General features: G+C 69.9%; 17 protein-coding genes and 1 pseudogene. 2 read left to right on the top strand and 16 right to left on the bottom strand.

The window, feature by feature from the left end; translation table 11 throughout:
• The 7 genes and pseudogenes from AC3ET3_RS25915 to nrdR form a co-directional block, all read right to left on the bottom strand.
• Nucleotides 1-477 (bottom strand): annotated as a pseudogene (locus AC3ET3_RS25915) (hypothetical protein); the annotation flags it as partial.
• A 334-nt stretch (nt 478-811) separates the two neighbouring features.
• Nucleotides 812-1,213: a hypothetical protein gene (locus AC3ET3_RS25910; RefSeq protein ID WP_435612981.1), complete on the bottom strand. Its 402-nt coding sequence runs from the start codon at nt 1,211-1,213 to the stop codon at nt 812-814.
• A gap of 1,835 nt (nt 1,214-3,048) precedes the next feature.
• Nucleotides 3,049-3,381, bottom strand: coding sequence for a helix-turn-helix domain-containing protein (locus tag AC3ET3_RS25905; protein ID WP_267942484.1), 333 nt, complete (start codon nt 3,379-3,381; stop codon nt 3,049-3,051).
• Nucleotides 3,378-4,499, bottom strand: a complete 1,122-nt coding sequence (locus AC3ET3_RS25900; RefSeq protein ID WP_432158084.1) for a tyrosine-type recombinase/integrase — start codon at nt 4,497-4,499, stop codon at nt 3,378-3,380. Before AC3ET3_RS25900 ends, AC3ET3_RS25905 begins: the two co-directional genes overlap by 4 nt.
• Nucleotides 4,500-4,599: 100 nt before the next feature.
• Nucleotides 4,600-4,743: a hypothetical protein gene (locus tag AC3ET3_RS25895; RefSeq protein WP_199787442.1), complete on the bottom strand. Its 144-nt coding sequence runs from the start codon at nt 4,741-4,743 to the stop codon at nt 4,600-4,602.
• A 329-nt stretch (nt 4,744-5,072) separates the two neighbouring features.
• Nucleotides 5,073-7,970 carry a vitamin B12-dependent ribonucleotide reductase gene (locus AC3ET3_RS25890; protein ID WP_432136297.1) on the bottom strand — a complete coding sequence of 966 codons (2,898 nt, stop codon included), beginning with the start codon at nt 7,968-7,970 and terminating at the stop codon, nt 5,073-5,075.
• A gap of 165 nt (nt 7,971-8,135) precedes the next feature.
• On the bottom strand, nt 8,136-8,702 hold the full coding sequence (gene nrdR / locus AC3ET3_RS25885; RefSeq protein WP_432158085.1) for a transcriptional regulator NrdR: 567 nt from the start codon (nt 8,700-8,702) through the stop codon (nt 8,136-8,138).
• A 674-nt stretch (nt 8,703-9,376) separates the two neighbouring features.
• Between nrdR and lexA the strand changes: the two genes are divergently transcribed.
• The gene (gene lexA, locus AC3ET3_RS25880) at nt 9,377-10,156 is read left to right on the top strand and encodes a transcriptional repressor LexA (protein ID WP_432136295.1); all 780 of its coding nucleotides are present in this window, start codon (nt 9,377-9,379) and stop codon (nt 10,154-10,156) included.
• Nucleotides 10,157-10,406: 250 nt separating this feature from the next.
• Here lexA and AC3ET3_RS25875 read toward each other — a convergent pair whose 3' ends face one another.
• The 5 genes from AC3ET3_RS25875 to AC3ET3_RS25855 all read right to left on the bottom strand — a co-directional run bounded on the left by AC3ET3_RS25875 (nt 10,407) and on the right by AC3ET3_RS25855 (nt 17,421).
• Nucleotides 10,407-12,380, bottom strand: a complete 1,974-nt coding sequence (locus AC3ET3_RS25875; RefSeq protein WP_432136294.1) for an ATP-dependent DNA helicase — start codon at nt 12,378-12,380, stop codon at nt 10,407-10,409.
• 250 nt (nt 12,381-12,630) lie between these two features.
• Nucleotides 12,631-13,353, bottom strand: a complete 723-nt coding sequence (locus AC3ET3_RS25870; protein WP_432158086.1) for a GNAT family N-acetyltransferase — start codon at nt 13,351-13,353, stop codon at nt 12,631-12,633.
• Between the two features lie 96 nt (nt 13,354-13,449).
• Nucleotides 13,450-15,519 carry an IucA/IucC family protein gene (locus tag AC3ET3_RS25865; protein ID WP_435612980.1) on the bottom strand — a complete coding sequence of 690 codons (2,070 nt, stop codon included), beginning with the start codon at nt 15,517-15,519 and terminating at the stop codon, nt 13,450-13,452.
• Complete coding sequence (locus AC3ET3_RS25860) at nt 15,516-15,677, bottom strand: hypothetical protein (protein ID WP_432158088.1); 162 nt, start codon at nt 15,675-15,677, stop codon at nt 15,516-15,518. Before AC3ET3_RS25860 ends, AC3ET3_RS25865 begins: the two co-directional genes overlap by 4 nt.
• 106 nt (nt 15,678-15,783) lie before the next feature.
• Entirely contained in the window at nt 15,784-17,421 is a 1,638-nt protein-coding gene (locus AC3ET3_RS25855) for a diaminobutyrate--2-oxoglutarate transaminase family protein (RefSeq protein ID WP_435612979.1), read from the bottom strand.
• A 503-nt stretch (nt 17,422-17,924) separates the two neighbouring features.
• Here AC3ET3_RS25855 and AC3ET3_RS25850 point away from each other — a divergent pair.
• Nucleotides 17,925-19,148 (top strand): trypsin-like serine peptidase, encoded by a 1,224-nt coding sequence (locus tag AC3ET3_RS25850; RefSeq protein WP_432158090.1) that lies wholly within the window; start codon nt 17,925-17,927, stop codon nt 19,146-19,148.
• A 300-nt stretch (nt 19,149-19,448) separates the two neighbouring features.
• On the opposite strand, the gene hflX is transcribed toward AC3ET3_RS25850, so the two are convergent.
• The 4 genes from hflX to dapF form a co-directional block, all read right to left on the bottom strand.
• Entirely contained in the window at nt 19,449-20,942 is a 1,494-nt protein-coding gene (gene hflX / locus AC3ET3_RS25845) for a GTPase HflX (protein ID WP_432136289.1), read from the bottom strand.
• Nucleotides 20,943-21,099: 157 nt separating this feature from the next.
• Nucleotides 21,100-22,650, bottom strand: coding sequence for a M1 family metallopeptidase (locus AC3ET3_RS25840; RefSeq protein ID WP_432158091.1), 1,551 nt, complete (start codon nt 22,648-22,650; stop codon nt 21,100-21,102).
• A 270-nt stretch (nt 22,651-22,920) separates the two neighbouring features.
• Nucleotides 22,921-25,236 carry a RelA/SpoT family protein gene (locus AC3ET3_RS25835; protein ID WP_435612978.1) on the bottom strand — a complete coding sequence of 772 codons (2,316 nt, stop codon included), beginning with the start codon at nt 25,234-25,236 and terminating at the stop codon, nt 22,921-22,923.
• Between the two features lie 296 nt (nt 25,237-25,532).
• Entirely contained in the window at nt 25,533-26,402 is an 870-nt protein-coding gene (dapF, locus tag AC3ET3_RS25830; RefSeq protein WP_435612977.1) for a diaminopimelate epimerase, read from the bottom strand.
• Nucleotides 26,403-26,502: the final 100 nt, after the last annotated feature.

Raw genomic sequence — 26,502 nt, 5'->3', positions numbered from 1 at the left:
GGTGACTCGCTCGGCAAGCCAGAACAGGGCCTCCACTCCTCCTGGCCAACTCTCGAAAGCATGCGCCGCCAGTGGCCCGAAGCGGTTGGAGAGCAGTCCGATCGTTTGAATCAACGGGATGTCATCGACTGTTCCCACGGCAGCGAGCAGGGCCCCCAGTCCCACGGTGACCGAGCATCGGTCGGTGCCATGTCGCACCAGCCAGCGGCCCGTTTGGCGAACGCGCTCTCTGTCCGCCTGCTCGGCTGCAGCGGCGATGTGCTCGTTGGGGTGGATTGGGATGTAGACGTCGTGGAAGGCATCGGCCAATTCACCCGGAAATGCAGAGGCCCACGCGAAATGTGCATCGAGGATGAACGCCGCATCCTTGCCGACCGAGTTCCGGTCCTCAGGTGTTCGCGGGCTATTCCGGTGACGGTGCGACCTGTCGTCGGGGTACGGCTCCCCGTCGCGATGAAGCGGCTCCCCCGGAGCCAACTGATGCAGCCGGAGGGCATGGTCGAACAGTGTTGTCGGTGATCCGGGCAGTCATATCCCGGTCGTCTCGCTCATCGGCGGACGGGGGACTCGATTCTCTTGATCATGTCCCGGAGGATGCCACGACAGCGACCGCAGCGACAAGCCCTCGACGCGGCGACGCGTTGCATCAAACACAACAGCCAGGCGTCACATGCGCCGAAGGCGGTGGAGCCGCAAGACCGACTCCACCGCCCTGACCAGGCAATCTATTCCTCAGCGGCGCCCGGAATACTGGCGGCCGGGAACCTACTCTCGACGTGCACTATTCCCCTGGCTGAAAATGTCGAGGTCCTCATTCCCCTCCCCGCGCAGCCAGGTAGGCGGCCCAGTCCCGTTTCACATGACCAACCCACTCGACGGCTGTGTTGATGTGGATGCCTAACATCTCGCTCAGGATCGGTGCGGGAAGGTCTGAGGCCAATGCCATCAGCGCAGTGTTGCGAGAAGCGCGAACGTCGATCCCGTGCCGCAGCAGTCGCCCCGAGAGCTTGGGGCCGTCAATGGGACGGCCAGCGAGAGCTCCTGGGAAGATCCAGCTAGCGGCTCTAGGAGTTAGGCGCCCCACGAGGGACCGCGATGTCGCCTTTTCCATCTGCTCGTTGAGCAGTCTGGCTAGTGCGGGCGGCAGCAGCAGCGGGTGCCTGCCCACCTGAATATAGGCGTTGCCCTCGCGGACCTGGATGTCCTGATGCACCAGTTGAACGATGCGAGTTACGGGCATGCCGTAGAGCAGCGTCAGGGCCCCCGCTGACCGAACGTCCAGCGGCAGGCCAGAGTCATGAACGCATCGGTGGAGCAAGGCCAGATGCTCGTCCTCGTCCAGGAAGTTGGAGGGCTCCCCGTCGGGCCGCCAGGGGACGTGGAGGTCGGAGATGAGACGGCATCGCCGAGCCCATCGCAGGAAGTCACGCAGGTTGCACCGTGTGCTCGCGCCAGCAGCAAGCCACTGGTCCAAGTGTGGCTGCCGAACATCCGCCAAGGAGAGCCCCTGCCCTTCGATCCACTCCAGAAATGCGTGAGCCACGGAGACTTGCGTGCGGGCGTACTTGATGGTGGAAGTCGTGTTACCTCTGGCGCTCGCCTGGTGTCGAACTCGCCGTAGTACAACCCATTGCGCGTAGGGCTGAAGGATACTCCGGCGCTGGGCTGCGACGGTGGCCAAGTAGTTCTGTAGCCAGCGTTCCATTCCTGCCACGTGTTCGTCCCGCTCCGGGAGAACAGCGACATGGACTAGCAACTGCCTTAAGTGAACTGCCGCCTGACGGCCCGGGAACGTGTCGAGCAGTTCGTGTGTTACCGAGTATCCCGAGATGAGAAGGTCCCGTAGCATGGCTGCTCCGCTATTCCTCCTCCGCATCCAGAGCAAGACCGAGCGCGGTTTTTCTACTGCGGCGAGAGCACTGATGAGAGGTTGGAGCGGCGTACCTTCAGTGGGGCCAAATTGCTCATTCAGCTGATCCCGGAGAACGCATCGCGCACACTCTCCATTCCTGTAAATATCGCCTGCGTTGCCGCATGTGGAACAGGGATAGGTCAGATCAACGTCTACACAGGGGCCACAGACTTGGCGGTGCTGTTCGTCGATGCCGATCAGCGGACGTTGTTCGCCGCACATGACACACTCAGCTGGGTTCACGCAGATGTGGCGGTAGCAGCCGTCACAGACAGGTCCCATGGGCCACCATGCTGTTGTCGGCCTCTGGCGAGCGCACCGAGCGCACGTCCGCTGCGGCCGGTCCCGACAGCTCCGACAGACCGGGGTATCAGTCGTGACACGGAGGCAAGGACGTTCGCGCCCGCAGGAAGAGCACGTCATAGTCGGGCCTGGATCGCAGTTGCCACAAAGGTCCGGATGTCCATCTCGCGCACGGGTCTTGATGCGACGTATACGGCCGCAGGAACCACACAAGCGCTGAGGATGAACGTAGCAACTGGAGCACACAGGGCCAGCCGTAGTGTTTGCTTTAACAGGCCGTATGTCACCACACCAGACGCATTTCCGTTTAGGCCGGGAATAGCAGCTCTCGCAAAAGGGCTTCCCATCCGGGCCGCGGTTCGCCACTCGGCGCGCGCGTCCACAGACCGTGCACGCCTCGTGCCGTGCGGGGTCTCTGCCGTAGCAGTTCCGGCAGATGGCGCCGCCGGCGTCTCGGGCGTTGACGGGTGCGGTCTTCCCGCAGCGACTGCACGGAAGTGCGGTCGCGCGGGCTTTGCACATCTGACAGATGCGTGCTCCTTCGCCGTTGGTGAAGCGAAGCACGCGGCGCTTTTCGCAGCTGACGCATGGCGGGACGACCACTTCTCTGCACCCTGCGGACTCCAGTTCCGTTAGCAGCCGGAACATGGCCATAGGTAGCTTCACGCTGCCACTGGTCAAGGCGTCAGAGTGCTCGATAACGTGTTCCTGTAGCCAGTACAGAGCCTTTTCTGGCGCGACTCGGTCTACGACTGCACGAAGCTCAGACAATGACAGTGAAGGTAGTTGCGGGGCGAGGAGGGCAACAACCTCGTCCAGGCGCTCATGACGTTTCACGAGAAGTCCGGGCGCCGAATCGAGGCCCGTCGTGGTTGAGGAGGTGCGCTGGTACCGCTCGACGGCCCGGTGCCGGTCTTGCGTACCGATTGCTCAACGGTGGTCACCTCGATCAACTCCTGAACACCGCAGCCAAGAATGTCGCACAAGGCTGCGAGCGTATCCATGGACAAGCGTTGCGGCGGCTGAGTGACCAGGCGGTACACCTGCTCGCGGGACAGATGCACACCGCGCTCCGCGAGCAACGGCACCAGGTCGCTGGTCTGGAACATGCCTTGCTTTGCCATGATCTGACGTAGGTGCCAGCGATAACCCATCTTCTTGATCATTTCTGCGACTCCCAGAGTGATGCGTGCCGCCGTTGCAACGATTGCTGCACTAGGCGATTCCGGAACTCGTCGGAGACCCCTGTGTAAATCGCGGTGGTGGAAGCATAGGAATGCCCAACCTGATCTTGCACAAATTTCTCGGGGTAGCCGAATTCGACCAAGTGCGTTACATACGAGTGTCGGAGGGAGTGCAGGTCGAGCACTTCGGGAAGTCCAGCATCATTCCGAGCATGTTCGAAGGCTTCGTTGATACCTCGCCAGGAAAGTCGGCCCCGGCGTTCAGTCACCCAAAGTGCAGGGTGACTTTCTGGCGAAAAGAGTGGACGCGCCTCGGATACCCACTGCTGAAGCACGGGGACAATCCAGTCCATTTCGGGGACGGTGAGTACAGTCCGGCGCTTGGGCTGTCCGCCGCGTGATGACTTGCCGAAGCGGACGAACAACGCCCCGCAGGCGCCGTAGTCAGCGGCTCTCGGATTTCTCCGCAGGTCAACAACATCCAGCCCCCAGGCTTCCCTTCGGCGGAGGCCGAAGGCGTATACGGTCTTGAGCAGAGTGGCGTCCCGCATGGCCGCTGCCGCCCCCTTCCGGCGGCGAGCTCGGATCTCCTCGACTCTTGCGTCCGCAGCGTCCAGCAGCGATTGCACCTCGTCGTACGTCAACGGCCGCCGGCCTGGGTTCCCCTCGTACTCCGAAGCGTGCGCCACCGTGTTCCATTCGTGCAGGATTTGGGTGGGCACTGCGTCGAACTGCTCTTGGCACACCGCTGGCCAGGAGTACCGCGCATCCGTGACGTACTCCATGAACAGTCGGAGTCCGTTCTGGTACCCCCGGGCCGTCGACACCATCACCGGCCGCGGACCAGACCGGAGGTGGCTGATGAACTCCTCTGCCTCCTGGGCCTGCCACTGCCAGGGGTACTGCCCGGTGAAATGGGCGAATCGTCGTACGAGATCAATCCTCGCCTTGATCGTGTCCGCCTTAAGGAAGCGGGCCCTCTGCTGCGTCGCCCACCCATCCAGCATCGCCGCGAACATCGCCGGGGCGGGGTCAAGGTGCACCACGCCGTCGACGAGTAGCAGACGTGCCGATCCAGCCAATTCAGCCGCTTTAGTCACGTTGCATTCAACGCAACATCGTTGAATCGGTTACGGCGACACGCCTGGCCAGCAGAAACAGGGCTGGCCGCCCCGGGTGTAGGCCCGGGGCGGCCAGGTATCACTTCTTCTTGGTCTTGCCGGTCTTCGTCTGCGACAGCGCGCTGGCCGCCACGGACTTCTGCGCCGGGGTCGCCTTCGGGCTGCTCAGCTGCTTGCTGGCCTTCGAGGCGACCTTCTTGCTGGTCTGACGCTTGTTCGCCATGTTCATCACTCCCTTCCTGGTTGCTTTTGCATCGCAGACCAGGACGTGATGTCATGCAGGTTCCTACACCGCGCAGGACACAACGTTCCTGACTGCAACGATCGCCCGGCCTCCTACAAGGCTGGGCGTTCGTCATTCCAGGGGGCTTGCACCCCCGGAACGATCTCTTCTCGCGCCTTCGGCGCGACGCGCGCTCTCCGAACGCAGTCGTGGTGTACCGACCGCAAAAGGGAGGGGCGCCAGCCCAGGGCCGACGCCCCTCCCTCACAGAGATCACGCTTCGGGTTCAGCTACGTCGTATGTTGCATCCGACGCAATTCCGCCCAGTTTCAGCTGCAGCCGCTGGTCGAGCCGCAGCCCTCGCAGATGTAGCAGGAACCGGCCCGCTGCATCTTCGTACCGCAGGAGAAGCACAGCGGGGCGTCGGCCTGGATGCCGAGTTGCATCTCCACCAGTTCGGCGCTGGTGTGCGCCTGCTGCGGGGCGGGCGCGGCGGCCTCGGACTCGGCCTTCGGGGTGGCGACGGCCTTCAGTTCCTGGGCACGCGGCGCGGACTGTGCCAGGCCCTCGACGTCGACCTCGTCGTCCTCGACGGACTGCTCGTAGGAGCCGGTCTCCAGGTGGCGCTGACGCTCCTCGGCGGAGTGGATGCCGAGCGCGGAGCGGGTCTCGAAGGGCAGGAAGTCCAGCGCCAGGCGGCGGAAGATGTAGTCGACGATCGACTGCGCCATCCGCACGTCCGGGTCGTCCGTCATACCGGCCGGCTCGAAGCGCATGTTGGTGAACTTCGAGACGTACGTCTCCAGCGGCACGCCGTACTGCAGACCGACCGAGACCGCGATGGAGAAGGCGTCCATCATGCCCGCGAGGGTCGAGCCCTGCTTGGACATCTTCAGGAAGACCTCGCCGAGGCCGTCGTCCGGGTAGGAGTTGGCGGTCATGTAGCCTTCGGCGCCGCCGACCGTGAAGGACGTGGTGATGCCGGGACGTCCCTTCGGGAGGCGCTTGCGGACCGGGCGGTACTCGACGACCTTCTCGACCTTGGGCTCGACGGCGGACGCGGGCTCCTCGGCCGTCTCCTCCTTGGCGTCCTTGGTCTTGGCGGACAGCGGCTGGCCGACCTTGCAGTTGTCGCGGTAGATCGCGAGCGCCTTGACGCCGAGCTTCCAGGCCTCGAAGTAGATCTCCTCGACCTCCTCGACGGTCGCCGTCTCCGGCATGTTCACCGTCTTGGAGATGGCGCCGGAGATCCACGGCTGGATAGCGGCCATCATGCGGACGTGCCCCATCGGGGAGATGGCGCGCTCGCCCATGGCGCAGTCGAACACCTCGTAGTGCTCGGGCTTGAGACCGGGGGCGTCGATCACATTGCCGTGCTCGGCGATGTGGGCGACGATCGCCTCGATCTGCTCCTCCTGGTAGCCCAGGCGGCGCAGGGCCTGCGGGACGGTGCCGTTGACGATCTGCATCGAGCCGCCGCCGACGAGCTTCTTGAACTTGACCAGGGCGAGGTCGGGCTCGACACCGGTGGTGTCACAGGACATCGCGAGACCGATGGTGCCGGTGGGGGCGAGCACCGAGGCCTGGGAGTTACGGAAACCGTTCTTCTCGCCCAGGCGCAGCACGTCCTGCCAGGCCTCGGTGGCGGCGGCCCAGACCGGGGTGTCCAGGTCGTCCATGCGCACGGCCGTGCCGTTGGCGTCGGAGTGCTGCTTCATGACGCGCTTGTGCGCGTCGGCGTTGCGGGCGTAGCCGTCGTACGGGCCGACGACCGAGGCGAGCTCGGCGGAGCGGCGGTAGGCCGTACCGGTCATCAGGGAGGTGATGGCACCGGCGAGGGCGCGCCCGCCGTCGGAGTCGTAGGCGTGGCCGGTGGCCATGAGCAGGGCGCCGAGGTTGGCGTAGCCGATGCCGAGCTGGCGGAAGGCGCGGGTGTTCTCGCCGATCTTCTGGGTCGGGAAGTCGGCGAAGCAGATCGAGATGTCCATCGCGGTGATGACCAGCTCGACGACCTTCTGGAAGCGCTCGGTCTCGAAGGACTGGTTGCCCTGACCGTCGTCCTTGAGGAACTTCATCAGGTTCAGCGAGGCCAGGTTGCAGGACGTGTTGTCCAGGTGCATGTACTCGCTGCACGGGTTCGACGCGGTGATCCGGCCGGACTCGGGGCAGGTGTGCCAGTTGTTGATGGTGCCGTCGTACTGGATGCCGGGGTCGGCGCAGGCCCAGGCGGCCTCGGCGATCTTGCGGAAGAGCGCCTTGGCGTCGACCTCCTCGATCACGTCGCCGGTCATCCGCGCACGCAGGCCGAACTGGCCGCCCTGTTCGACGGCGGTCATGAACTCGTCGTTGACGCGGACCGAGTTGTTGGCGTTCTGGTACTGGACGGAGGCGATGTCGTCGCCGCCCAGGTCCATGTCGAAGCCCGCGTCGCGCAGGACGCGGATCTTCTCCTCTTCCTTGACCTTGGTCTCGATGAAGTCCTCGATGTCCGGGTGGTCCACGTCGAGGACGACCATCTTGGCGGCACGGCGGGTGGCGCCACCGGACTTGATGGTGCCGGCGGAGGCATCGGCGCCGCGCATGAAGGAGACCGGGCCGGAGGCGTTGCCGCCGGAGGACAGCAGTTCCTTGGAGGAACGGATGCGGGAGAGGTTCAGGCCGGCGCCGGAGCCGCCCTTGAAGATCATGCCCTCTTCCTTGTACCAGTCGAGGATCGACTCCATGGAGTCGTCGACGGACAGGATGAAGCAGGCGGAGACCTGCTGGGGCTGCGGCGTGCCCACGTTGAACCACACGGGGCTGTTGAAGCTGAAGATCTGGTGCAGCAGGGCGTAGGCCAGCTCGTGCTCGAAGATCTCGGCGTCGGCGGGCGAGGCGAAGTACTTGTGGTCCTCGCCGGCCTTCCGGTACGTCTTCACGATGCGGTCGATCAGCTGCTTGAGGCTGGTCTCGCGCTGGGCGGTGCCGACGGCACCGCGGAAGTACTTGCTGGTGACGATGTTGACCGCGTTCACCGACCAGAAGCCGGGGAACTCGACGCCACGCTGCTCGAAGTTGACCGAGCCGTCGCGCCAGTTGGTCATGACGACGTCACGGCGCTCCCACTCCACCTCGTCGTACGGGTGCACGCCGGGGGTGGTGTGGACGCGCTCGATGCGCAGCCCCTTGGTGGCCTTGGTGCCCTTGGCTCGGGAACCTCGTGCCGGGCCGCTCGCCGTCTCTGTCATGCCGCCTCCCTGTACGGGCGAAAACGCCCTGAAATGCCACAATGTTCCGTGGCATGGTGTTCTGTCATGTGTCACGGGTGCCCACTCGCTACCGCCCGTGACAGGTCCTGTTCTCGCCGCCGCCCGGCCGGCCCCGGTTGCTCGGTCCCGGTTCCGGCCCGTCGGTCAGTCGGCGGCGTGCGCGGGCTCGGGGACCTCGACGGTCCCTCCCGGCCCGCGTGCGTCTTCCCGGCCCCCCGAAGGGGCGTCCGCGCCGTCCGCGTGGTCGCCGTCCGCCGCGCGGCGTGCCGTCTCTTCCCTGAGTTCCGCGATGGCCGCCTCGAAGTCGTCGAGCGAGTCGAACGCCCGGTACACGGAGGCGAACCGCAGGTAGGCGACGAGGTCGAGTTCCTGCAGCGGGCCGAGTATGGCCAGCCCCACGTCGTGCGTGGTCAGCTCGGCGCTCCCGGTGGCCCGCAGGGCCTCCTCGACGCGCTGGCCGAGCTGGGCGAGCGCGTCCTCGGTGACCGGCCGCCCCTGGCACGCCTTGCGCACCCCGTTGATGACCTTGGTGCGGCTGAACGGCTCGGTGACCCCGGACCGCTTGATCACCATCAGTGAGCACGTCTCCACCGTCGTGAAACGACGGGAGCAGTCAGGACACTGACGGCGCCTGCGGATCGACGTGCCGTCGTCCGTCGTACGGCTGTCGACGACACGGCTGTCGGGGTGCCTGCAGAAGGGGCAGTGCATGAACTCCAACCCTCCTCACAGCAGACTCAATAGCCTCACGAGGCCTCACGGGCCCCTCGAAGCAGCCCCAAGCATAGGCGATCCCGGAAGGTCCGAAGTCACGGGGGACCACAACTTCTGGGCTGCTGCCGCCATCCAACCACTACATCTAGGGCTTGGCCCATACACCCAGGCCAAAGCGCGTGTCGCACCGCACACTCTCACAGCACGCATCCCCACGGTCACAGGGAGCACCGCGAGAACTCCGGCCACGCGCACGGAGAGCACCGCGAGAACGACCCGACCACGCACACGGAGAGCACCGCGAGAACGCCCCGGCCACGCACACGGAGAGCCCGGGTGCGGCACGGTGTGCGAGCCCTGCCCGGCGCGTCACGGAGATGCGGTGAGCACCGCACGGAGGAGACGTGGGGCTCCCGCCGGGAGGTGGAGTCGATGCCCTGCGTGCGGTCCGGCGGATGGCAGACTGGGGCGACAAACTCGGCGGGGCGGCGATCTCGGCGGTGAAGAGTATGACAACGGCCCCTTCCGGCCGCCGAGCGCGAGGTCGGCTATACACCCCAAGACATGATCGAGTCAGGCCATCCAGGCTTTTTCACTCGAACGTGTGTTTGGCGCAACCTTTCGAAAGCAACTACCGTTGTCCAGCAGGGAGACCATCGAGAGGGGCCGACGTGACCACCACCGCAGACAGTGCCACCATCACTGCCCAGGACCGCTCCCAGGGCCGAATCGAGCCGGTGCACGCGATGAACGAAGCCACGAGTCCGGAGGGACACAAGCGCTCCCTGCCGGGCCGACCTCCAGGCATCCGGGCGGACAGCTCGGGACTCACCGACCGTCAGCGCCGCGTGATCGAGGTCATCCGCGACTCCGTCCAGCGGCGCGGCTACCCGCCGTCGATGCGGGAGATCGGCCAGGCGGTCGGCCTGTCCAGCACCTCCTCCGTCGCGCACCAGCTCATGGCACTGGAGCGCAAGGGATTCCTGCGCCGCGACCCGCACCGCCCGCGGGCCTACGAGGTGCGCGGCTCCGACCAGGCCGCCCCGGTGCAGCCCACGGACACCACCGGCAAGCCCGCCGCGTCCTACGTGCCGCTCGTCGGCCGGATCGCCGCCGGCGGCCCGATCCTGGCGGAGGAGTCCGTCGAGGACGTCTTCCCGCTCCCCCGCCAGCTCGTCGGCGACGGTGAGCTCTTCGTGCTCAAGGTCGTCGGCGACTCCATGATCGAGGCCGCGATCTGCGACGGCGACTGGGTGACGGTCCGCCGCCAGCCGGTCGCGGAGAACGGCGACATCGTGGCCGCCATGCTCGACGGCGAGGCCACCGTCAAGCGGTTCAAGCGCGAGGACGGCCACGTCTGGCTCCTCCCGCACAACGCGGCCTACGAGCCGATCCCGGGCGACGACGCGACCATCCTTGGCAAGGTGGTGGCCGTACTGCGCCGCGTCTGAGCACGGTGACGGGCGGGTTCACCTCCTCCGCCCTCCCTGACTGGGCCCCGGGATCCCTGCGCCGGTTCCGGGGCCCTGTGCTGCGCGGACACGTGCCGGTGAGCTGCCGGGACGGATATGCGGTTCACGCCCGGAGTGGAGTGGACCGCAGGTGTGCGGACGGTGGGTCGCCCTCCCGGCGTCGGAGCAGCCCGGCCCACCGCCCGTCGGGGCAACCCTGGCCCGCTGTCCAGCGTGCTCCCGCGCGTCCCTACTCTTCCTTCAGCTTCGCCGCCGCGTCGATCGCCGCGAGGGACTTGCGGACCTGGTCGGGGTTCGTGGTGTACCAGAAGTCGGGCATGGACGCCTTGAGATAGCTGCCGTAGCGAGCCGTGGCCAGCCGCTGGTCCAGGACCGCGACGACTCCCCGGTCCCCCGACGCCCGTACGAGACGCCCGGCTCCCTGGGCCATGAGCAGCGCGGCATGCGTGGCGGCCACCGCCATGAAGCCGTTGCCCCCGGCGTCCTCGACCGCCTTCTGGCGAGCGCTCATCAGAGGATCGTCGGGGCGCGGGAACGGGATCTTGTCCATGACGACGAGCTGGCAGCTACTGCCCGGGACGTCGACGCCCTGCCACAGCGACAGCGTGCCGAAGAGGCAGGTCGCCGGGTCAGCCGCGAAGTTCTTGATCAGTTCGCCGAGAGTCTCCTCGCCCTGCAGGAGGATGGGGAACTCGGGGATACGGACACGCAGCTCCTCGGCGGCGAGCTGGGCCGCCCGCATGGAGGAGAACAGGCCAAGCGTGCGACCGCCGGCGGCCTGGATCAGCTCGGACAGCTCGTCCAGCATGTCGGCGCGGTCGCCGTCGCGCGCGGGACGCGCCAGATGCCTGGCGACGTACAGGATGCCCTGCCGGGGGTAGTCGAACGGTGAGCCGACGTCGATGCCCTTCCACTGGGGCACGTCCTCGCCCTCGGTGCCTTCGGGGGCGAGCCCGAGGGACGCCCCCACGCCGTTGAAGTCGCCGCCCAGCTTCAGGGTCGCCGAGGCGAGGACCACGGAGCGGTCCGCGAAGAGCTTCTCCCGCAGCAGGCCCGACACGGACATCGGCGCCACCCTCAGCGAGGCGCCGAAGCGGTCGTGCCGCTCGTACCAGACGACGTCCCACTCGGAGCCGTTGACGATCCGCTCCGCCACGTCGTGCACGGATTCCACGGAGGCCAGGGCCTGCTTGCGCACGGCGTCCTCGTCCTGCACCGACTTGTCCCGAGTGCCGCCGATCGCGGAGATGACCGTACGGGCGGCGTCGCGCAGCGCCATGAGGGCGTACGCGAGGTCCTCCGGGATCTCTTCCAGACGGCCGGGCAGTGCCAGTTCCATCAGCCGTTCGAAGCCCTCGGCGGCGGTCTGGAGCTGGTCGGCGGCCTTCTCGTTGACGAGTTTCGCGGCGCGCCGCACCGCACGGTTGACCTGGCCCGGCGTGAGTTCACCGGTGGCGACCCCCGTGACCCGGGAGACCAGTTCGTGCGCCTCGTCGACGATGAGCACCTCGTGCTGCGGGAGTACGGGAGCGCCTTCGATGGCGTCGATCGCGAGCAGGGCGTGGTTGGTGACGACGACCTCGGACAGTTTGGCGCGCTCGCGGGCCATCTCCGCGAAGCACTCGGCTCCGTAGGCGCATTTCGAGGCGCCGAGGCACTCCCGGGACGACACCGACACCTGGGACCAGGCCCGGTCGGAGACGCCGGGGGTCAGGTCGTCCCGGTCGCCGGACTCCGTCTCGTCGGCCCAGTCGCGCAGCCGCAGCAGGTCCTGCCCCAGCTTGCTGGTGGGGGCCGCCGCCTCGAACTGGTCGAAGAGGCCTTCCTCCTCGTCCTGCGGCATGCCTTCATGCAGGCGGTGCAGGCACAGGTAGTTCGACCGGCCCTTGAGCATCGCGAACTCCGGGCGACGGCGCAGCAGCGGGTGCAGTGCCTCCACCGTGCGCGGCAGGTCTCGCTCCACCAGCTGCCGCTGGAGCGCGAGGGTCGCGGTGGCCACGACCACCCGCTCTCCCTGCGCGAGCGCGGGCACGAGGTAGCCCAGCGACTTACCGGTGCCGGTGCCGGCCTGGACGAGCAGATGGGAGCCGTCGTCGATCGCTTCGGCGACGGCTTCGGCCATGGCCACCTGGCCGGGGCGCTCCGTGCCGCCGACGGCGGTGACGGCAGCGTGCAGGAGTTCGGGGAGGGAGGGCTTCGTCATAGCGCGACCACCCTACGGCGAGGGACTGACAAACGACGGGTCGATGAGGTGCGGAGGGTACGGATCAAGACCTTGGGCCTCTGGGCGGGAGGAAGTGACGGGCGGGGAATCAACGGCGGACGGGCGGCCGCCGGAGGACGGGCCGCAGCCCAGCACGGGTCGCCTCCGGAGGAGGTGGCGCATTCGACGCGGGCGGGAACTCGACCGGGAGTCGCAGCGTTACGCCTGGTGAGACTTCCAGTGCGCACTGTCACAGCAGATGGCGCAGGGTCCGGTCACGGACCATGAGTGCGGCCCGCTTCGTGGGCAGGTCGACCTCCGCGCAGAAGACGAAGCCGGCATTCAGGAAGGCGGCGATGGACGAGGTGTTGCGAAGGTCGGGTTCGGCGAGGACGCGGGCACAGGCCGGTCTGTGGTCGAGGACGAGATCGGCGACTGCTCTGAGCAGGACGCTGCCGAGGCCCCGCCCACGGTCGGAGGCGTCTCCGACGAGGAGGTGGAGACCGGTGTCGTGCGGCCGAGCGGGGGCGTGCCGGGCGAGTTCGTCGAGATCGGCCCGGTAGATCTCCCAGTAACTCATCGGTGTTCCCTCCATCAGTCCCAGGCAAGGGACGCTGCGGCCGTCGCCGTGGAGCTGGTGGCGCAGATGCTCCTCGACGACCGCCTCGGGGCCCGCCAGTTCCCAGAAGGCCTCGACGGCCGGGTCGTTCATCCAGCGGGCCACCAGGGTCAGGTCCCGTTCGACGCTGACGGGGGCGAGCTGGAAGACGCCCGCCGGTGTGACGACGGGCCCCCACTCGCCGACGTGGTCGAGCAGGTCCTCGCCTCCCGTCGCGGGCCCCTCGTCCGCGAGAGCGTCGAGGTACTCGAAGGGCAGGCGCAGCTCCAGCGTCTCCTCGACATCCGCGGCATGGGTGGCATGGGTGGTCTCGGAAGCGGCGGGAGTAGCGGCGCGGATGTCGGCGGCGGGCACAGGAGGCTCCTTCCAAGGGGGCGGGTTCCTCGGCGACGAAGGGCGGGGGGAGAGCCCGTGACGGACACGGGCGGGGACCGGCGCCCAAGCGGATGATCAGAGGTGGAGGGGGTTGGTGATGGTGACGTAGACGGACTGGGTGTCCACCGGCCCGGCGAGTTCGTCCAGGCCGTGCAGGCGGGTCAGCAGATTGGCCTTGCAGCGCAGCCGGGGTGAGTCGAGCAGGAGGTCGGGAAGCGTGCTGCGCAGCCGGTGCGGTCCCCGGGCGGCGTCCTGGAGGAAGCGGCGGAAGGCGGCGAGCAACAGCTCCTCGTCGGCGAGGCGTTGGGAGCCGAAGGCTCCGATCAGGCCCAGCACGTTGTTGATGCCGAGGTAGTAGGCAAAGCGTTCGTCGGCGACCTCGTCGGGTACGAAGGTGTCGCTGTCGGAGCCGATGCCGGGCAGCAGGGCGTCGAGGTCGCCGTGACGGGACTGTCGGAAGTAGTAGCCCTGGTTGTCGCGGTAGCGGCCGCCGACGGGCCAGCCGTCCGGGTCGAGCAGGACGAGGGTGTTCTGCTGGTGGGCCTCCAGCGCGACGCCCGCCTCGCCGTCCAGCCACAGCACAGGACGGACCACCTCCCGCAGGTAGCGCAGGAACCACTCGGCGGCGACGGCTCCGAGGGGGCGTCCGGTGCGCCCGGCGAGGGCCGCGACGACGATGGCCAGCCGGGAGCGGGTGGCGGCGGTGGCCCGTGCCGATCCGACACGGCCAGGTCCGGGGCGGTTCGGCCCGTGAAGGCCTGGTGCCGGACGGTCCGATCCGGCACGGTCCGGCCCGGGATGCCCGGTGTCGCATCCGGCGGAGCTGACCGTGCGCAGACCGTTGGGCAGACCGGTGGACAGGTCGTTGGTCGCCGGGGGCTGGGGCCGGGGGGAGCAGAGACCTGCGACGCACATGGGGGCGTCGGACGGGGCGAAGGGGTTGTGCCGGAGCACCACGTCCAGCCCGGCGACCGGGGTCCCGTCCGGCGCGTCGACGGCGAGCCAGGCCGGGTCGCGCACGATGTCGAAGCCGGGGTGGGCGGCCTGCCACCGCCGGAACAGGCCGGCCCGCAGCAGTCGGTGCACCTCGACGCCCCGGTGGAGTTCCTTGCGGAGGTTCTCGCGGCGGGAGTTGGTGATGCTCAGGCCCAGGGACAGCTTGAGCATGGCGGGAGCGCCGGACCGGTAGACGGTACGGACGGAGGAGGTGGGATGCCACGGGGAACCGTGGGGCCCGAGGTCACGCAGCAGTCCGGCGTCGAACAGGGCGGCGACTTCCGGCCGGTGGCCGACTGTGCGGGCCTGCCAGGGGTGCAGTGGCAGGGCGGCCCAGCCGTCCGGCAGCGGCAGTCCGGCGCCGGCCAGCCGGGAGGTCAGTTGGTCGGCCGGGACGGCTCGTCCGCGTTGCGTCCAGGCCGAGTCGGTGGCGAGCACGGAGGGAGAGACGGCCAGCCAGTGCACCGGGAAGGAACCCCGCGACTCCGGTGAGTAGCGTGCCGCTTCGGCTTCGCTCAGCCCCTCACGGCTCTTGGGGGTCGGGTGGAGCGGGTGGCCGAGGACCAGGGCCTGCTCGGCGGAGAGGAACTGATCGTTTCCGTCGGCCGGTCGGGCGCGGCGCTCGGCGATGAAGGTCGCCGTGCGGCGCACGGAGTCGGCGACCCGTGCCACCAGCTCGACGGTGTCAGCGGGCGTCGGCGTGCGAGGGTGCCGCGCGCCGTCGTGTCCCGCCTCGCGGGCCAGGAGGGCCGCAACCGTGACCGCGTCCAGGGGCGGACACGGTGCGGGGGCGTCGGCCAGCCGCGGTGGGCCGAAGCGGTGCCAACCGGTCGGGGACCAGTGGTGGAGGGGGACGAACAGGGTCGTGGCGGAGGCCGGGAGGGGAATGTGCAGGACGCCGTCGGCGGGGGTGGGCACACCTGTCTCGCGTACCCAGCAGCGCAGGAGGTTCTCGACGGCGGCGGACTGGGCGGCGCTGTGCGGATCGGCCTGGTCCAGGGGGTCGGCCCCGGCGTTTCCGGGGCGCCTCGAGAGGGCTCCTGGCTGTGGCTGGCGGGGGACGGAACCCCCGTTCGCCGAGAAGGGCGAGGGGGCGGTGGGCGGAGTGGGCGTGTGCGGTCGCGAGTTGGCGGACGGGGAGGGGGTCACGACGGTTCCTCGGAGGTGGGCGCGATGGGGCTGACTGAGAGAACGAGGGTGTGCGCGAGGGTGCGGATGGCGTGGGAGTCGCTGCGGAACGTGGAGCGAGTGGCGAGGGGGCTGGTGCGGAACGTGGAACGGACGGCGAGGGAGCTGGTGCGGAACATGAAGCGGGTGACTTGTGAGAGGCCGGGCGGCCGGATGCCGTCCACCGCCGACGGAGGTTCGGCGGGCGCGTCACCGGCGCACGGGCGGGTGTACCGGCCAAGGTGGCTAGGGCGAGGACTCACTGCTCTCGGGCAGTACGCCGCCCGGATCCGGCTGGAGTCCGGTACATGGCCGGTCGTCGCCGGCCGGGGGCGACGGGCGACGGCCCGTCCGTTCCCGGCCCGCCGCGGCCACCGCGTCGGCGAGCCGGTCGACCACCGCGGTCGCCTGTTCGTCGGTGATGGTCAGGGGTGGCAGCAGCCGGACGACGCTCGCGTGGCGCCCGCCGAGTTCGACGATGAGGCCCCGGCGCAGGCACTCCCGCTGGACGGCGGCCGCCAGGTGCGGTGCGGCGGGCGCGGGACGGCGACGGGGCTCCGGGGCGCCCGGCAGGGCCACCGCCCCGGCGTCCGGACCGTCAGCCGAGGCGCACCCCCTTGCATCCGGGCCGGGCGGGCCGCTTCCGTCGCGCTCCTCGCCGGACCGGCCGGTACGGAAGCCGCCGGGTCCGCACTCGGCCGAGCCCTCCCCCTCCGGGTCCACGATCTCCAGCCCGATCATCAGCCCTCTTCCGCGCACCTCACCCACGTGCGGGAAGTCCTCGGCCAGCGGACCGAGTTGTCGCAGCATGCGGTCGCCGAGCGCGGCGGCGTGGTCGGCGAGGCGATGTTCGCGCACGTACGCGAGGGTGGCGGTTCCCGCGGCCATGGCGAGCTGGTTGCCACGGAAGGTACCCGCGTGAGCACCGGGTTCCCAGACGTCGAGGTCCTCGCGGTACACGACGACGGCCAGCGGCAGGCTGCCGCCGATGGCTTTGGACAGCACCATCACGTCGGGGGTGATCCCGCTGTGCTCGACCGCCCAGAAGGCTCCGGTGCGGCCGACCCCGGTCTGGATCTCGTCGGCGATCAGCGGGACGGACCGGTCCACCGTGATCTCCCGCATACGGCGCATCCAGGCGTCGGGCGCGGGGATCACCCCGCCTTCGCCCTGGACCGGTTCGAGAATCATCCCGGAGGGTGGGCGCACTCCCGCCTTGGGGTCGTCGAGGACGGACTCCGTCCAGCGGGCGGCGAGGTCGGCGCCGCGCTCACCGCCGACGCCGAACGGGCAGCGGTAGTCGTACGGGTAGGGCAGGCGGGTGACCCGGACGTCGGCAGCGTGACCGGAGGCGTCCAGGGCGGCGGCGGTCATGCCGTGGTAGGCGCCGGTGAAGGCCAGGACCCCGGTGCGGCCGGTCGCGGCCCGTACCAGTTTCAGGGCTGCCTCCACAGCGTCCGTACCGGCGGGGCCGCAGAACTGCACGCGCGCGCGGTCGGCGAGTCCGGGAGGCAGGGTCCGGAAGAGTTCGGTGATGAAGGCGTCCTTGACGGGGGTGGCGAGGTCCAGGACGTTCAAGGGCGCACCCGAGTCGAGGACCCCGCGGATCGCCTCCAGGACGACCGGGTGGTTGTGGCCGAGCGCGAGGGTGCCGGCACCGGAGAGGCAGTCGAGGTAACGACGTCCGTCCGCGCCCTCGATGGTCAGACCGCGGGCCCGTACCGGGACGATGGGCAGGGCCCGCGCGTAGGTGCGTGCCGCGGACTCGCGGGCGGACTGACGGCGCAGGATCCCTTCGTGCGCGTGGCGTGCCCCCACGCGCCCCCCGACGGCTCCCTTCCGCTCCCCGGCGGCCTCTTCGGACGCAGACTCGGTGACGGTCACGGCTCCCTGTCCTCCCGCTGTACAGGGGCGAGTTCATCGGTCGCGGACCGCGCGCACCGGCATGCGCGCACCCGCTCTTGGTGTCCGGCGCCCTGATCCGAACGGTTCCGGCCCGATCCATGGCCGGCGCCACCCCGCCCCTTGGGTGATCCTCCGCACGGAGCCCGCCCGCAGGCATCCGACTCCTCATCGCTACCAACCGCGAACGGGCCGATGGGTTACGGGTGGACGCGAGATCCGTGACCGGCCGGGGGGCGGGTCCTCGCACCGTGCCGCTCCCGTACTCCTCGTGACGCTCAAGCCCCGTCAGCGACCTGGCAGGTCAGGCGCCTTGTAGCCGAACCGTTGCCGTTCCATCGGAAGTCCCCGACGGCGACGGCATATCGTGTGATGCCGTTGCCCGGGCCACGGGGCCGTCGCGCATCCGCCGTGAGATCATCACCGGTCGCGGCGGTAGGCCCCGCCTCGGCTCCGAGTTCGTCCATACCAGGGGGAGTCAGACCATGCGATCGATACGTCCGCCGTTCACCGCTCGTCGGGGAAGGAACGCGGGCCGCGGAACGTCCCCCGTTCTCACCGCCGTCGCCCTCGCCTCCGTGCTCGCGCTCACCACCACGGCCTGTGCGTCGGGGGACTCCGACGCCGGTGGAGCGGCCGGCGCTTCGGCGTCCGCCGTCGGCGACGGGAAGATCCAGATCCCGCAGGACATCAAGGACAAGCTCAAGGAGCACGGGATCGACCTCGACAAGTGGCGGAACGGCGCCTGGAAGAACTGGGACAAGGACGACTGGCTGCGTGAGGCGCAGGACTTCGTCAACCCGATCATCGAGGGCCTGTGGGACCCGGACCGGATGCGGGACGCCGAGGACCCGGACCGCGGTGTCGAGGACAACGACCTCTCCGGCGACCAAGGAGTGACCGATCCGGAGCCGGACCCGGTCGACGCGCGGGCCGTGCCGGCCACGTACCACGCCAACGCGCCGGAGGCCGGCAAGGTCTTCTTCGACTCCCCCGAGGGCACGATGGTCTGCTCGGCGACCGTCGTCCAGGACCCGGCGCACCCCGGCAAGTCCAACCTGGTGTGGACCGCGGGCCACTGTGTGCACGCCGGCAAGAAGGGCGGCTGGTACCGCAACATCGCGTTCGTGCCCTCGTACAACGACCCGGCCATGCCGGCCGACAGGCTGGAGAGCGCCACGCGCGAGCAGGTCGCTCCGTACGGCGTGTGGTGGGGCGACTGGGCGCAGACCTCGGACCAGTGGATCGAGCAGGGCGGTCAGACCGGTGGGGACGGGGCGCCGTACGACTTCGCGGTGATCCATGTGACGCCGGAGAAGGGCTCGTCGGGCAAGTCGCTGGAGGAGACGGTCGGTTCGGCTCTGCCGGTCGACTTCGACGCGCCGGCGGTAACCGAGGTGGCGAGCCTCACCGCGACCGGCTACCCGGCGGGTCCCCCCTATGACGGCCAGAAGCTGTTCCAGTGTCAGGACCGGCCGGGCCGACTGTCGTTGACCGCGTCGGACCCGACGATGTACCGCATCGGCTGCACGATGACGGGTGGTTCGTCCGGTGGCGGCTGGGTCGCGACCGGTTCGGACGGCAAGCCGGCGCTGGTGTCCAACACGTCGATCGGCCCGGTCACCTCAGGCTGGCTGGCGGGCCCGCGGCTGGGCAAGGAGGCCAAGGGCGTGTACGACGCGGTGAGCGGGAAGTTCGCCGGACGCTGACCTGTGGCCGGGCACGGGCGGCTGGCGGGCGTCGTGACGGAAACCTTCACGGGCCCGCCGCCGTTCGTCCCGGATCCCACGGGCGGAGTGGGGTGTCACCGTGGCGTGCGGTACGCGAGGCCCAGGCCCTCTCGCGACAGCACCTCGGCCGGCCGGCACGCAACTGGGCCGGCCGGCCGAGGTGTTCTACCGGGACATGAGCGCGACGTAAGGCGGTCGACGACCCCCGTACGGTGACCCCGTACGGCGGGAGGCCCGCCCCTGTGCGAGGGGCGGGCCTCCTGTTCCTGTTCGGTGCGGTCAGAGCGCCGCTGCCGGCACGTACGGCGCGAGGTCCGCCGCCAGTTCCTCGTGCACCCGGGCCTTGAGCAGGGTTCCCTCCGCGGTGTGCTCCGTGGAGATCACCTCGCCCTCGGTGTGGGCGCGGGCGACCAGCTTGCCGTGCGTGTACGGCACCAGAGCCTCGACCTCGACGGACGGCCGGGGCAGCTCGTTGTCGATCAGGGCGAGCAGTTCGGCGATGCCCTGGCCGGTGCGGGCCGAGACCGCGATGGCGCGCTTCTCGATCCGCAGCAGGCGCTGGAGTTCCAGCGGGTCCGCCGCGTCCGCCTTGTTGATCACGACGATCTCGGGGACGTCGGTGGCTCCGACGTCCCTGATCACCTCGCGCACGGCGAGCAGCTGCTCCTCCGGGTCGGGGTGCGAGCCGTCCACCACGTGCAGGATCAGGTCGGACTCGCCGACCTCCTCCATGGTGGAGCGGAACGCCTCGACCAGGTGGTGCGGCAGATGCCGGACGAAGCCGACGGTGTCCGCCAGCGTGTACAGCCGGCCGCTCGGGGTCTCCGCACGCCGGACGGTCGGGTCCAGGGTCGCGAACAGGGCGTTCTCGACCAGCACGCCCGCGCCGGTCAGGCGGTTGAGCAGGGACGACTTGCCGGCGTTGGTGTAGCCCGCGATGGCTACCGACGGCACCTTGTGGCGCTTGCGCTCCTGGCGCTTGATCTCCCGGCCGGTCTTCATCTCCGCGATCTCCCGGCGCATCTTCGCCATCTTCTCGCGGATCCGGCGCCGGTCCGTCTCGATCTTGGTCTCACCGGGGCCACGGGTGGCGAGGCCGCCGCCCTTGCCGCCGCCCATCTGCCGGGACAGCGACTGACCCCAGCCGCGCAGCCTCGGCAGCATGTACTGCATCTGGGCGAGCGCGACCTGCGCCTTGCCCTCACGGGACTTGGCGTGCTGGGCGAAGATGTCGAGGATCAGGGCCGTACGGTCGATGACCTTGACCTTGACGACGTCTTCCAGGTGGATCAGCTGGCCGGGGCTCAGCTCACCGTCGCAGATGACGGTGTCCGCGCCCGTCTCGATGACGATGTCGCGCAGCTCCTCGGCCTTGCCGGAGCCGATGTAGGTGGCGGCGTCGGGCTTGTCGCGGCGCTGGATCACGCCGTCGAGCACGAGAGCGCCCGCGGTCTCGGCGAGGGCGGCGAGCTCGCTGAGCGAGTTCTCCGCGTCCCGCACGGTTCCCGTGGTCCAGACGCCGACCAGGACGACCCGCTCCAGGCGGAGCTGACGGTACTCGACCTCGGTGACGTCCTCGAGCTCGGTGGAGAGGCCCGCCACGCGGCGCAGAGCCGCGCGCTCGGAGCGGTCGAACTGGTCGCCGTCCCGCTCTCCGTCGATCTCGTGGCTCCAGGCGACGTCCTCTTCCATCAGGGCATCGGCCCGAAGACCTTCGGGATAGGTGTGCGCGAAGCGCTTGGTGTCCTGGGAAGGGGAAGAAGAGGAGGTCATTGGGTCCTTACGTCGTTGGGTATGCCGATGCGGCGGTCACACTGCACAACGCACGAGCACCCCGGGAGATTCCCGTGCCCCGTGCCGCGCCGACCTCACGATGGTCGCACGGCACGGCCCGTCTCGTCACCGCCTTATCGGCGGGGCCCGCCCGGTGTCAGCGCGCGGGCCGGACGGTCGGTGCGACCGTGGTCCAGTCGGGGTGGCCGGGCATCGGTGGGGTCTTCTCGCCGTACAGCCAGGCTCGGAAGAAGCCGTCGAGGTCGCGGCCGGAGATCCGGCCCGCCAGCTCGACGAAGTCGGCCGTGCTCGCCGTACCGTCCTGGTGCTCCCGCACCCAGGCCCGCTCCAGTTGGTCGAAGGACCGCTGCCCGATCGTCTCGCGCAGCGCGTACAGGACGAGCGCGGCGCCGTCGTAGACGTTGGCGCGGAAGATGCCGATCTTCCGGCCCCGCTCGGGCGGCTTGGGCGCGGCCGGGGGGCCGCCCGCGGCGCGCCAGCGGTCGGAGGCACCGTACGCGGCCTTCATGCGCGCCTCCATCGACCGCTTGCCCTTCTCCTGCGCGTACAGGGCTTCGTACCAGGTGGCGTGCCCCTCGTTGAGCCACAGGTCGGACCACGCGCGCGGGGCGACGCTGTCGCCGAACCACTGGTGGGACAGCTCGTGCACCATGATCGACTCGATGTACCAGGAGGGGTAGCCGGGGTCGGTGAACAGCCCTTTCTCGAAGAGGGACAGGGTCTGCGTCTCCAGCTCGAAACCGGTGGAGGCGTCGGCCACGAGCAGACCGTAGGTCTCGAAGGGGTACGGACCGACCCGCTCCTCCATCCAGGAGATCTGCTCGGGTGTCTTCTTCAGCCACGGCTCCAGGGCGTCGCGGTGCCGGGCGGGCACGACGTCGCGCAGGGGCAGCCCGTGCGGACCCTCGCGGTGCAGGACGGTGGAACGCCCGATCGAGACCTGGGTGAGTTCGGTGGCCATGGGGTGCCGTGTGCGGTACGTCCAGGTGGTCCGCCGACCTGCCCGGTCGACGTCGGCGGGCACGCCGTTGGCGACGGCCGTGTAGCCGTTCGGGGCGGTGATCCGCACGGTGAACATGGCCTTGTCGGACGGGTGGTCGTTGCACGGGAAGACCAGGTGGGCCGCGTCGGCCTGGTTGGCCATGGCGAGCCCGTCCGCGGTGCGGACCCATCCGCCGTCCCGGTCCGGGGCCGGGACGGGGTCGCTGGTGTGGCGGACCGTGATCCGCATCCAGCTGCCCTCGGGCAGCGGGTCCTCGGGTGTGACGACCAGGTCGTCACCGGCGGTGGCGAAGGACGCGGACTCGCCGTCGACCTCGACCGAGTCGACCGTGCCGTGGGCGAAGTCGAGGTTGACGCGGTCGAGCGGGGTGGTGGTCCAGGCGTCGATGGTCGTGACCGCCCGGAGCGGCTCGCTGTTGCTGCCGGAGTACGTGAAGGACAGGTCGTACGCGGCCACGTCGTACCCCGGGTTGCCGAGGTACGGGAAGAGACGGTCACCGACCCCCAGCGGCTCCGCGGGGGCGCTCGCGGCGACCAGGGCGAGGGAAGCGGCGGACGCGAGGAGAGCGCCGGCGCGCAGTCGGCGGCTCTTCCTCGGACGGGGGCGAGGAGCGGCGGGCCGTGGTGCGGCGGCGCTGCCGGCGGCTGGGACGGGGCAGGTGCGATCGCGGGGGGTCAGCGGCATGGACCACCGCTACCAGGGGGGACGGGCACCACGGCGACGGCGCGCGCCCGGCCCACCCGAACGGGGTGCTCTCCCGCGCGTGACGCTGACGGGCGGGCCGGGTCCCGCTCAGGAGGGCACGCGCGCGTGCCGCGCGTCCACTCGCCGGCGGAACCGGCCGTCGGGGCGCACGCGGTGCTCGACGGTCACGCGCGCGTGCGGGCGCGGCCGGTAGACCTGCGCGATGGTGCTGAGCGTCAGCGACGGTCACGCGTGCGGGCGCGCCCCGGGTCAGCCGGTCGGTGCCTGGTTCCGGGCTCGGCTGACGTCGTAGACGCCGGGCACGTCGCGCATGGCTCGCATCAGCGCCGGCAGTCCGGCCGCGTCGGGCAGGCTCAGCGTGTAGGTGTGGTGGACGCGCTGCTGCGTCGGCGGTGCCACCGTGGCCGAGACGATCTCGGCGCCTTCGAGGGCGATGGCCTCGGTGAGATCCGCCAGCAGATGCGGGCGGCCGAACGATTCGGCGACCAGGGTGACACGGCAGGCCGTGGTGTCACCCCAGCGCACGTCGACCTCCGCGCGCCCCGCGTCCTTCATGCGCGCCACGACGGCGCATTCCACGCGGTGCACGGTCACCACTCCCCCGCGTACGTCGAATCCGGTGACCTCGTCGGACGGTACGGGCGTGCAACAGCCGGCGAGCCGGACGCCGGCGTCGGGCCGCCCGCTGACGGCGATCGCGGCCGCGGGTCGCGCTGTGGAGGCCGGTCCGGTGCCGGTGCCCGCCGCGTCTTCGGCCGTCCCCGCCGCGCGCGTTCCGCGTCGTCCCCCGGCGCGCCGTCCCGCCCCGGCGCTCTGTGTCGCATCGGCCCGGTCGTTCGTCGCGGCCCGGCCGTTGGCCCTGTCGTTCGTCTCGGACCCGTCGTTCGTCGCGGCCCTGTCGTTCGTCGCGGCCGGGTCGGTGGTTCCGGGGCTGTCGGGCCCTTCGCCGCCGTCCGCCCCCGGGGCTCCCCCGTGCGTCGCCAGCCAGCGCTGGATGGCGATCCGGGCGGCGGGCGTGTGCGCGTGCTCCAGCCACTTGCGGGAGGGCTCCGACGCGGGGTCCTGTCCCATGAGGAGCTGGACGGTGTCGCCGTCCCGCAGCACGGTGCTCAGGGTCGCCAGCCGCCCGTTGACGCGCGCGCCGAGGCACGCGTGCGCGTCCTCGCCGTACTGGGCGTAGGCGGCGTCGACGCAGGTGGCGCCCTCGGGGAGACCGAGGGTGCCGCCGTCGGGGCGGAACACGGTGATCTCACGGTCCTGGGCGAGGTCCTCGCGCAGGGTGGACCAGAAGGTGTCGGTATCGGGTGCCGCCCGCTGCCAGTCGAGGAGCCGGGAGAGCCAGCCGGGCCGGGTCGGGTCGATGCGTTCGCCGTCCCCCGTGTCGCCCGGGGCCTGCTCCTCCGCGGGCGCGGAGTAGGGGTTGCCGAGGGCGACGACGCCGGCCTCGGCGACCTTGTGCATCAGGTGGGTGCGGATGAGGACCTCGGCGACCTGACCGTCCTCACGGGCGAGGGCGGTGTGCAGCGACTGGTACAGGTTGAACTTGGGTACGGCGATGAAGTCCTTGAACTCCGAGACGACCGGCGTCATGCAGGTGTGCAGTTCGCCGAGGACGGCATAGCAGTCGGCGTCCTCGGTGACGAGGACCAGCAGCCGCCCGAAGTCGGCGCCGCGCAGCTGTCCCCGCTTGCGGGACACGCGGTGCAGGGAGACGAGGTGCCGGGGCCGGATCAGGACTTCGGCCTGGATGTCGGCCTCGCGCAGCACCGCGCGCATCGCGTCGGCGAACTCGGCGAGCGGGTCGTCGGCGCGGGCGGCGTTCTCGGCGATCAGCTCGCGCGTGTGCTGGTACTCCTCGGGGTGGAGGATCGCGAAGACCAGGTCCTCCAGTTCCGTCTTGATCGCCTGGACGCCCAGCCGCTCGGCGAGCGGGATCAGCACGTCGCGGGTCACCTTGGCGATGCGGGCCTGTTTCTCGGGGCGCATCACGCCCAGGGTGCGCATGTTGTGCAGCCGGTCGGCGAGTTTGATCGACATCACACGGACGTCGTTGCCGGTGGCGACGAGCATCTTGCGGAAGGTCTCGGGTTCGGCGGCGGCGCCGTAGTCGACCTTCTCCAACTTGGTGACGCCGTCCACGAGATAGCGCACCTCCTCGCCGAACTCCGCGCCGACCTGATCCAGCGTCACCTCGGTGTCCTCCACGGTGTCGTGGAGCAGGGACGCCGTCAACGTCGTGGTCTCGGCGCCGAGTTCGGCCAGGATGAGCGTCACGGCGAGTGGATGGGTGATGTACGGCTCGCCGCTCTTGCGCATCTGTCCGCGGTGCGAGGACTCGGCAAGGACATAGGCGCGGCGCAACGGCTCCAGGCCGGCGTCCGGATGGTGGGCGCGGTGGGCGTCCACGACGTGGCTGATGGCGTCGGGCAGGCGGTCCCGTGCGGTGGGGCCGAGCAGGGCGGCCCGGCCCAGTCGGCGCAGGTCGATGCGGGGGCGGCTGCGCCTGCGGGCGGCCGCAGGCACCACCGGGCCTGGGGTCGCGGGATTCGTGGCCTCCGCACTCATGGGCACCTCCGGCTGCGTGGACCGGCGGACGGGTGCCCCAGGGCGGGCACGGCTCAGGGGACTGGCGACGGTCCCCCGCCCGGGCCGGTGCTTGATGCTACCGAGCCCACCACGTGCGACCGACCGCCTCTCGCCGAGCGTGAAACGGATCACCCATTCGAGCGATGGTTGGCAGGTTTACGTTTTCGCGCCATCAGAAGGCGGCCGGTTCGCGATGTCGAACCCGTGCCCGCCTCCCGGGGGCTCACTCGTACGCCGTGCGCGCCCCCGGACCTGCGATACGAAGCCCGCACCCCTCAGCGAACGGCGGTTTCCAGCCACTCGGGATCGATCTCGCCCTCGGCGACGATCACGGCGGGGCCGGTCATCTCGATCTCCCCGTCGGGCCGCTCGGTGATGGTCAGGCGGCCGCCGGGGACGTCGACGGTGTAGGTGACCGGCGTGCCGGTCGCGGCCGGGTCGGCGCCGTCGCGGCGGGCGGTGGCGACGGCGACGGCGCACGCACCGGTGCCGCAGGAGCGGGTCTCGCCGACGCCGCGCTCGTGCACCCGCAGCGCGACGTGCCGGGGACCGCGGTCGACGACGAACTCGACGTTGACCCCGTCCGGATAGGCGGCGGCCGGGCTGACGGGCGGCGGGGAGTGCAGGTCGCCGGCGTGCGCCAGGTCATCGACGAAGGCCACCGCGTGCGGGTTGCCCATGTTCACGTTCCGCGCGGGCCAGCTGAGCTCGCCGACGCTCACCGTGACCTCTCCCTCGGGGAGCGCCGCGCGGCCCATGCCGACCGTGATGTCGCCCTCCTTGGCGATGTGCGTGGCCTTCACGCCGCCCCGCGTCGCGATGCGCAGGTCGCCGACGGGGGCGAGACCGGCATGCTGGAGATAGCGCGCGAACACCCGGACGCCGTTGCCGCACATCTCGGCGACCGACCCGTCGCCGTTGCGGTAGTCCATGAACCACTCGGCCTCGGCGGCCAGGTGCGCCGCCTCCGGGTGCGCGGCGGACCGCACGACGTGCAGCAGCCCGTCGCCGCCGATGCCCGCTCGGCGGTCGCACAGTGCGGCCACGGCGGCGGGGGACAGGTCGACGGTGTTCTCGGGGTCCGGGACGATCACGAAGTCGTTCTCGGTGCCGTGCCCCTTGAGGAAGGCGATCCGCGTGCTCATTCCTCGATCGTACGGGGTGGTCAGGACACCCGGTCGGTCAAGGCGGCGGGCGGCGGGCCCATGGCCGTGCACGCGCGCGTGGGCGGGACCTCCGCGCCAC

This window comes from Streptomyces sp. bgisy159 (genome assembly GCF_057707805.1).
Note: the sequence above shows the minus strand (reverse complement) of the source record. Positions and strands in the feature narration are given on the sequence as shown.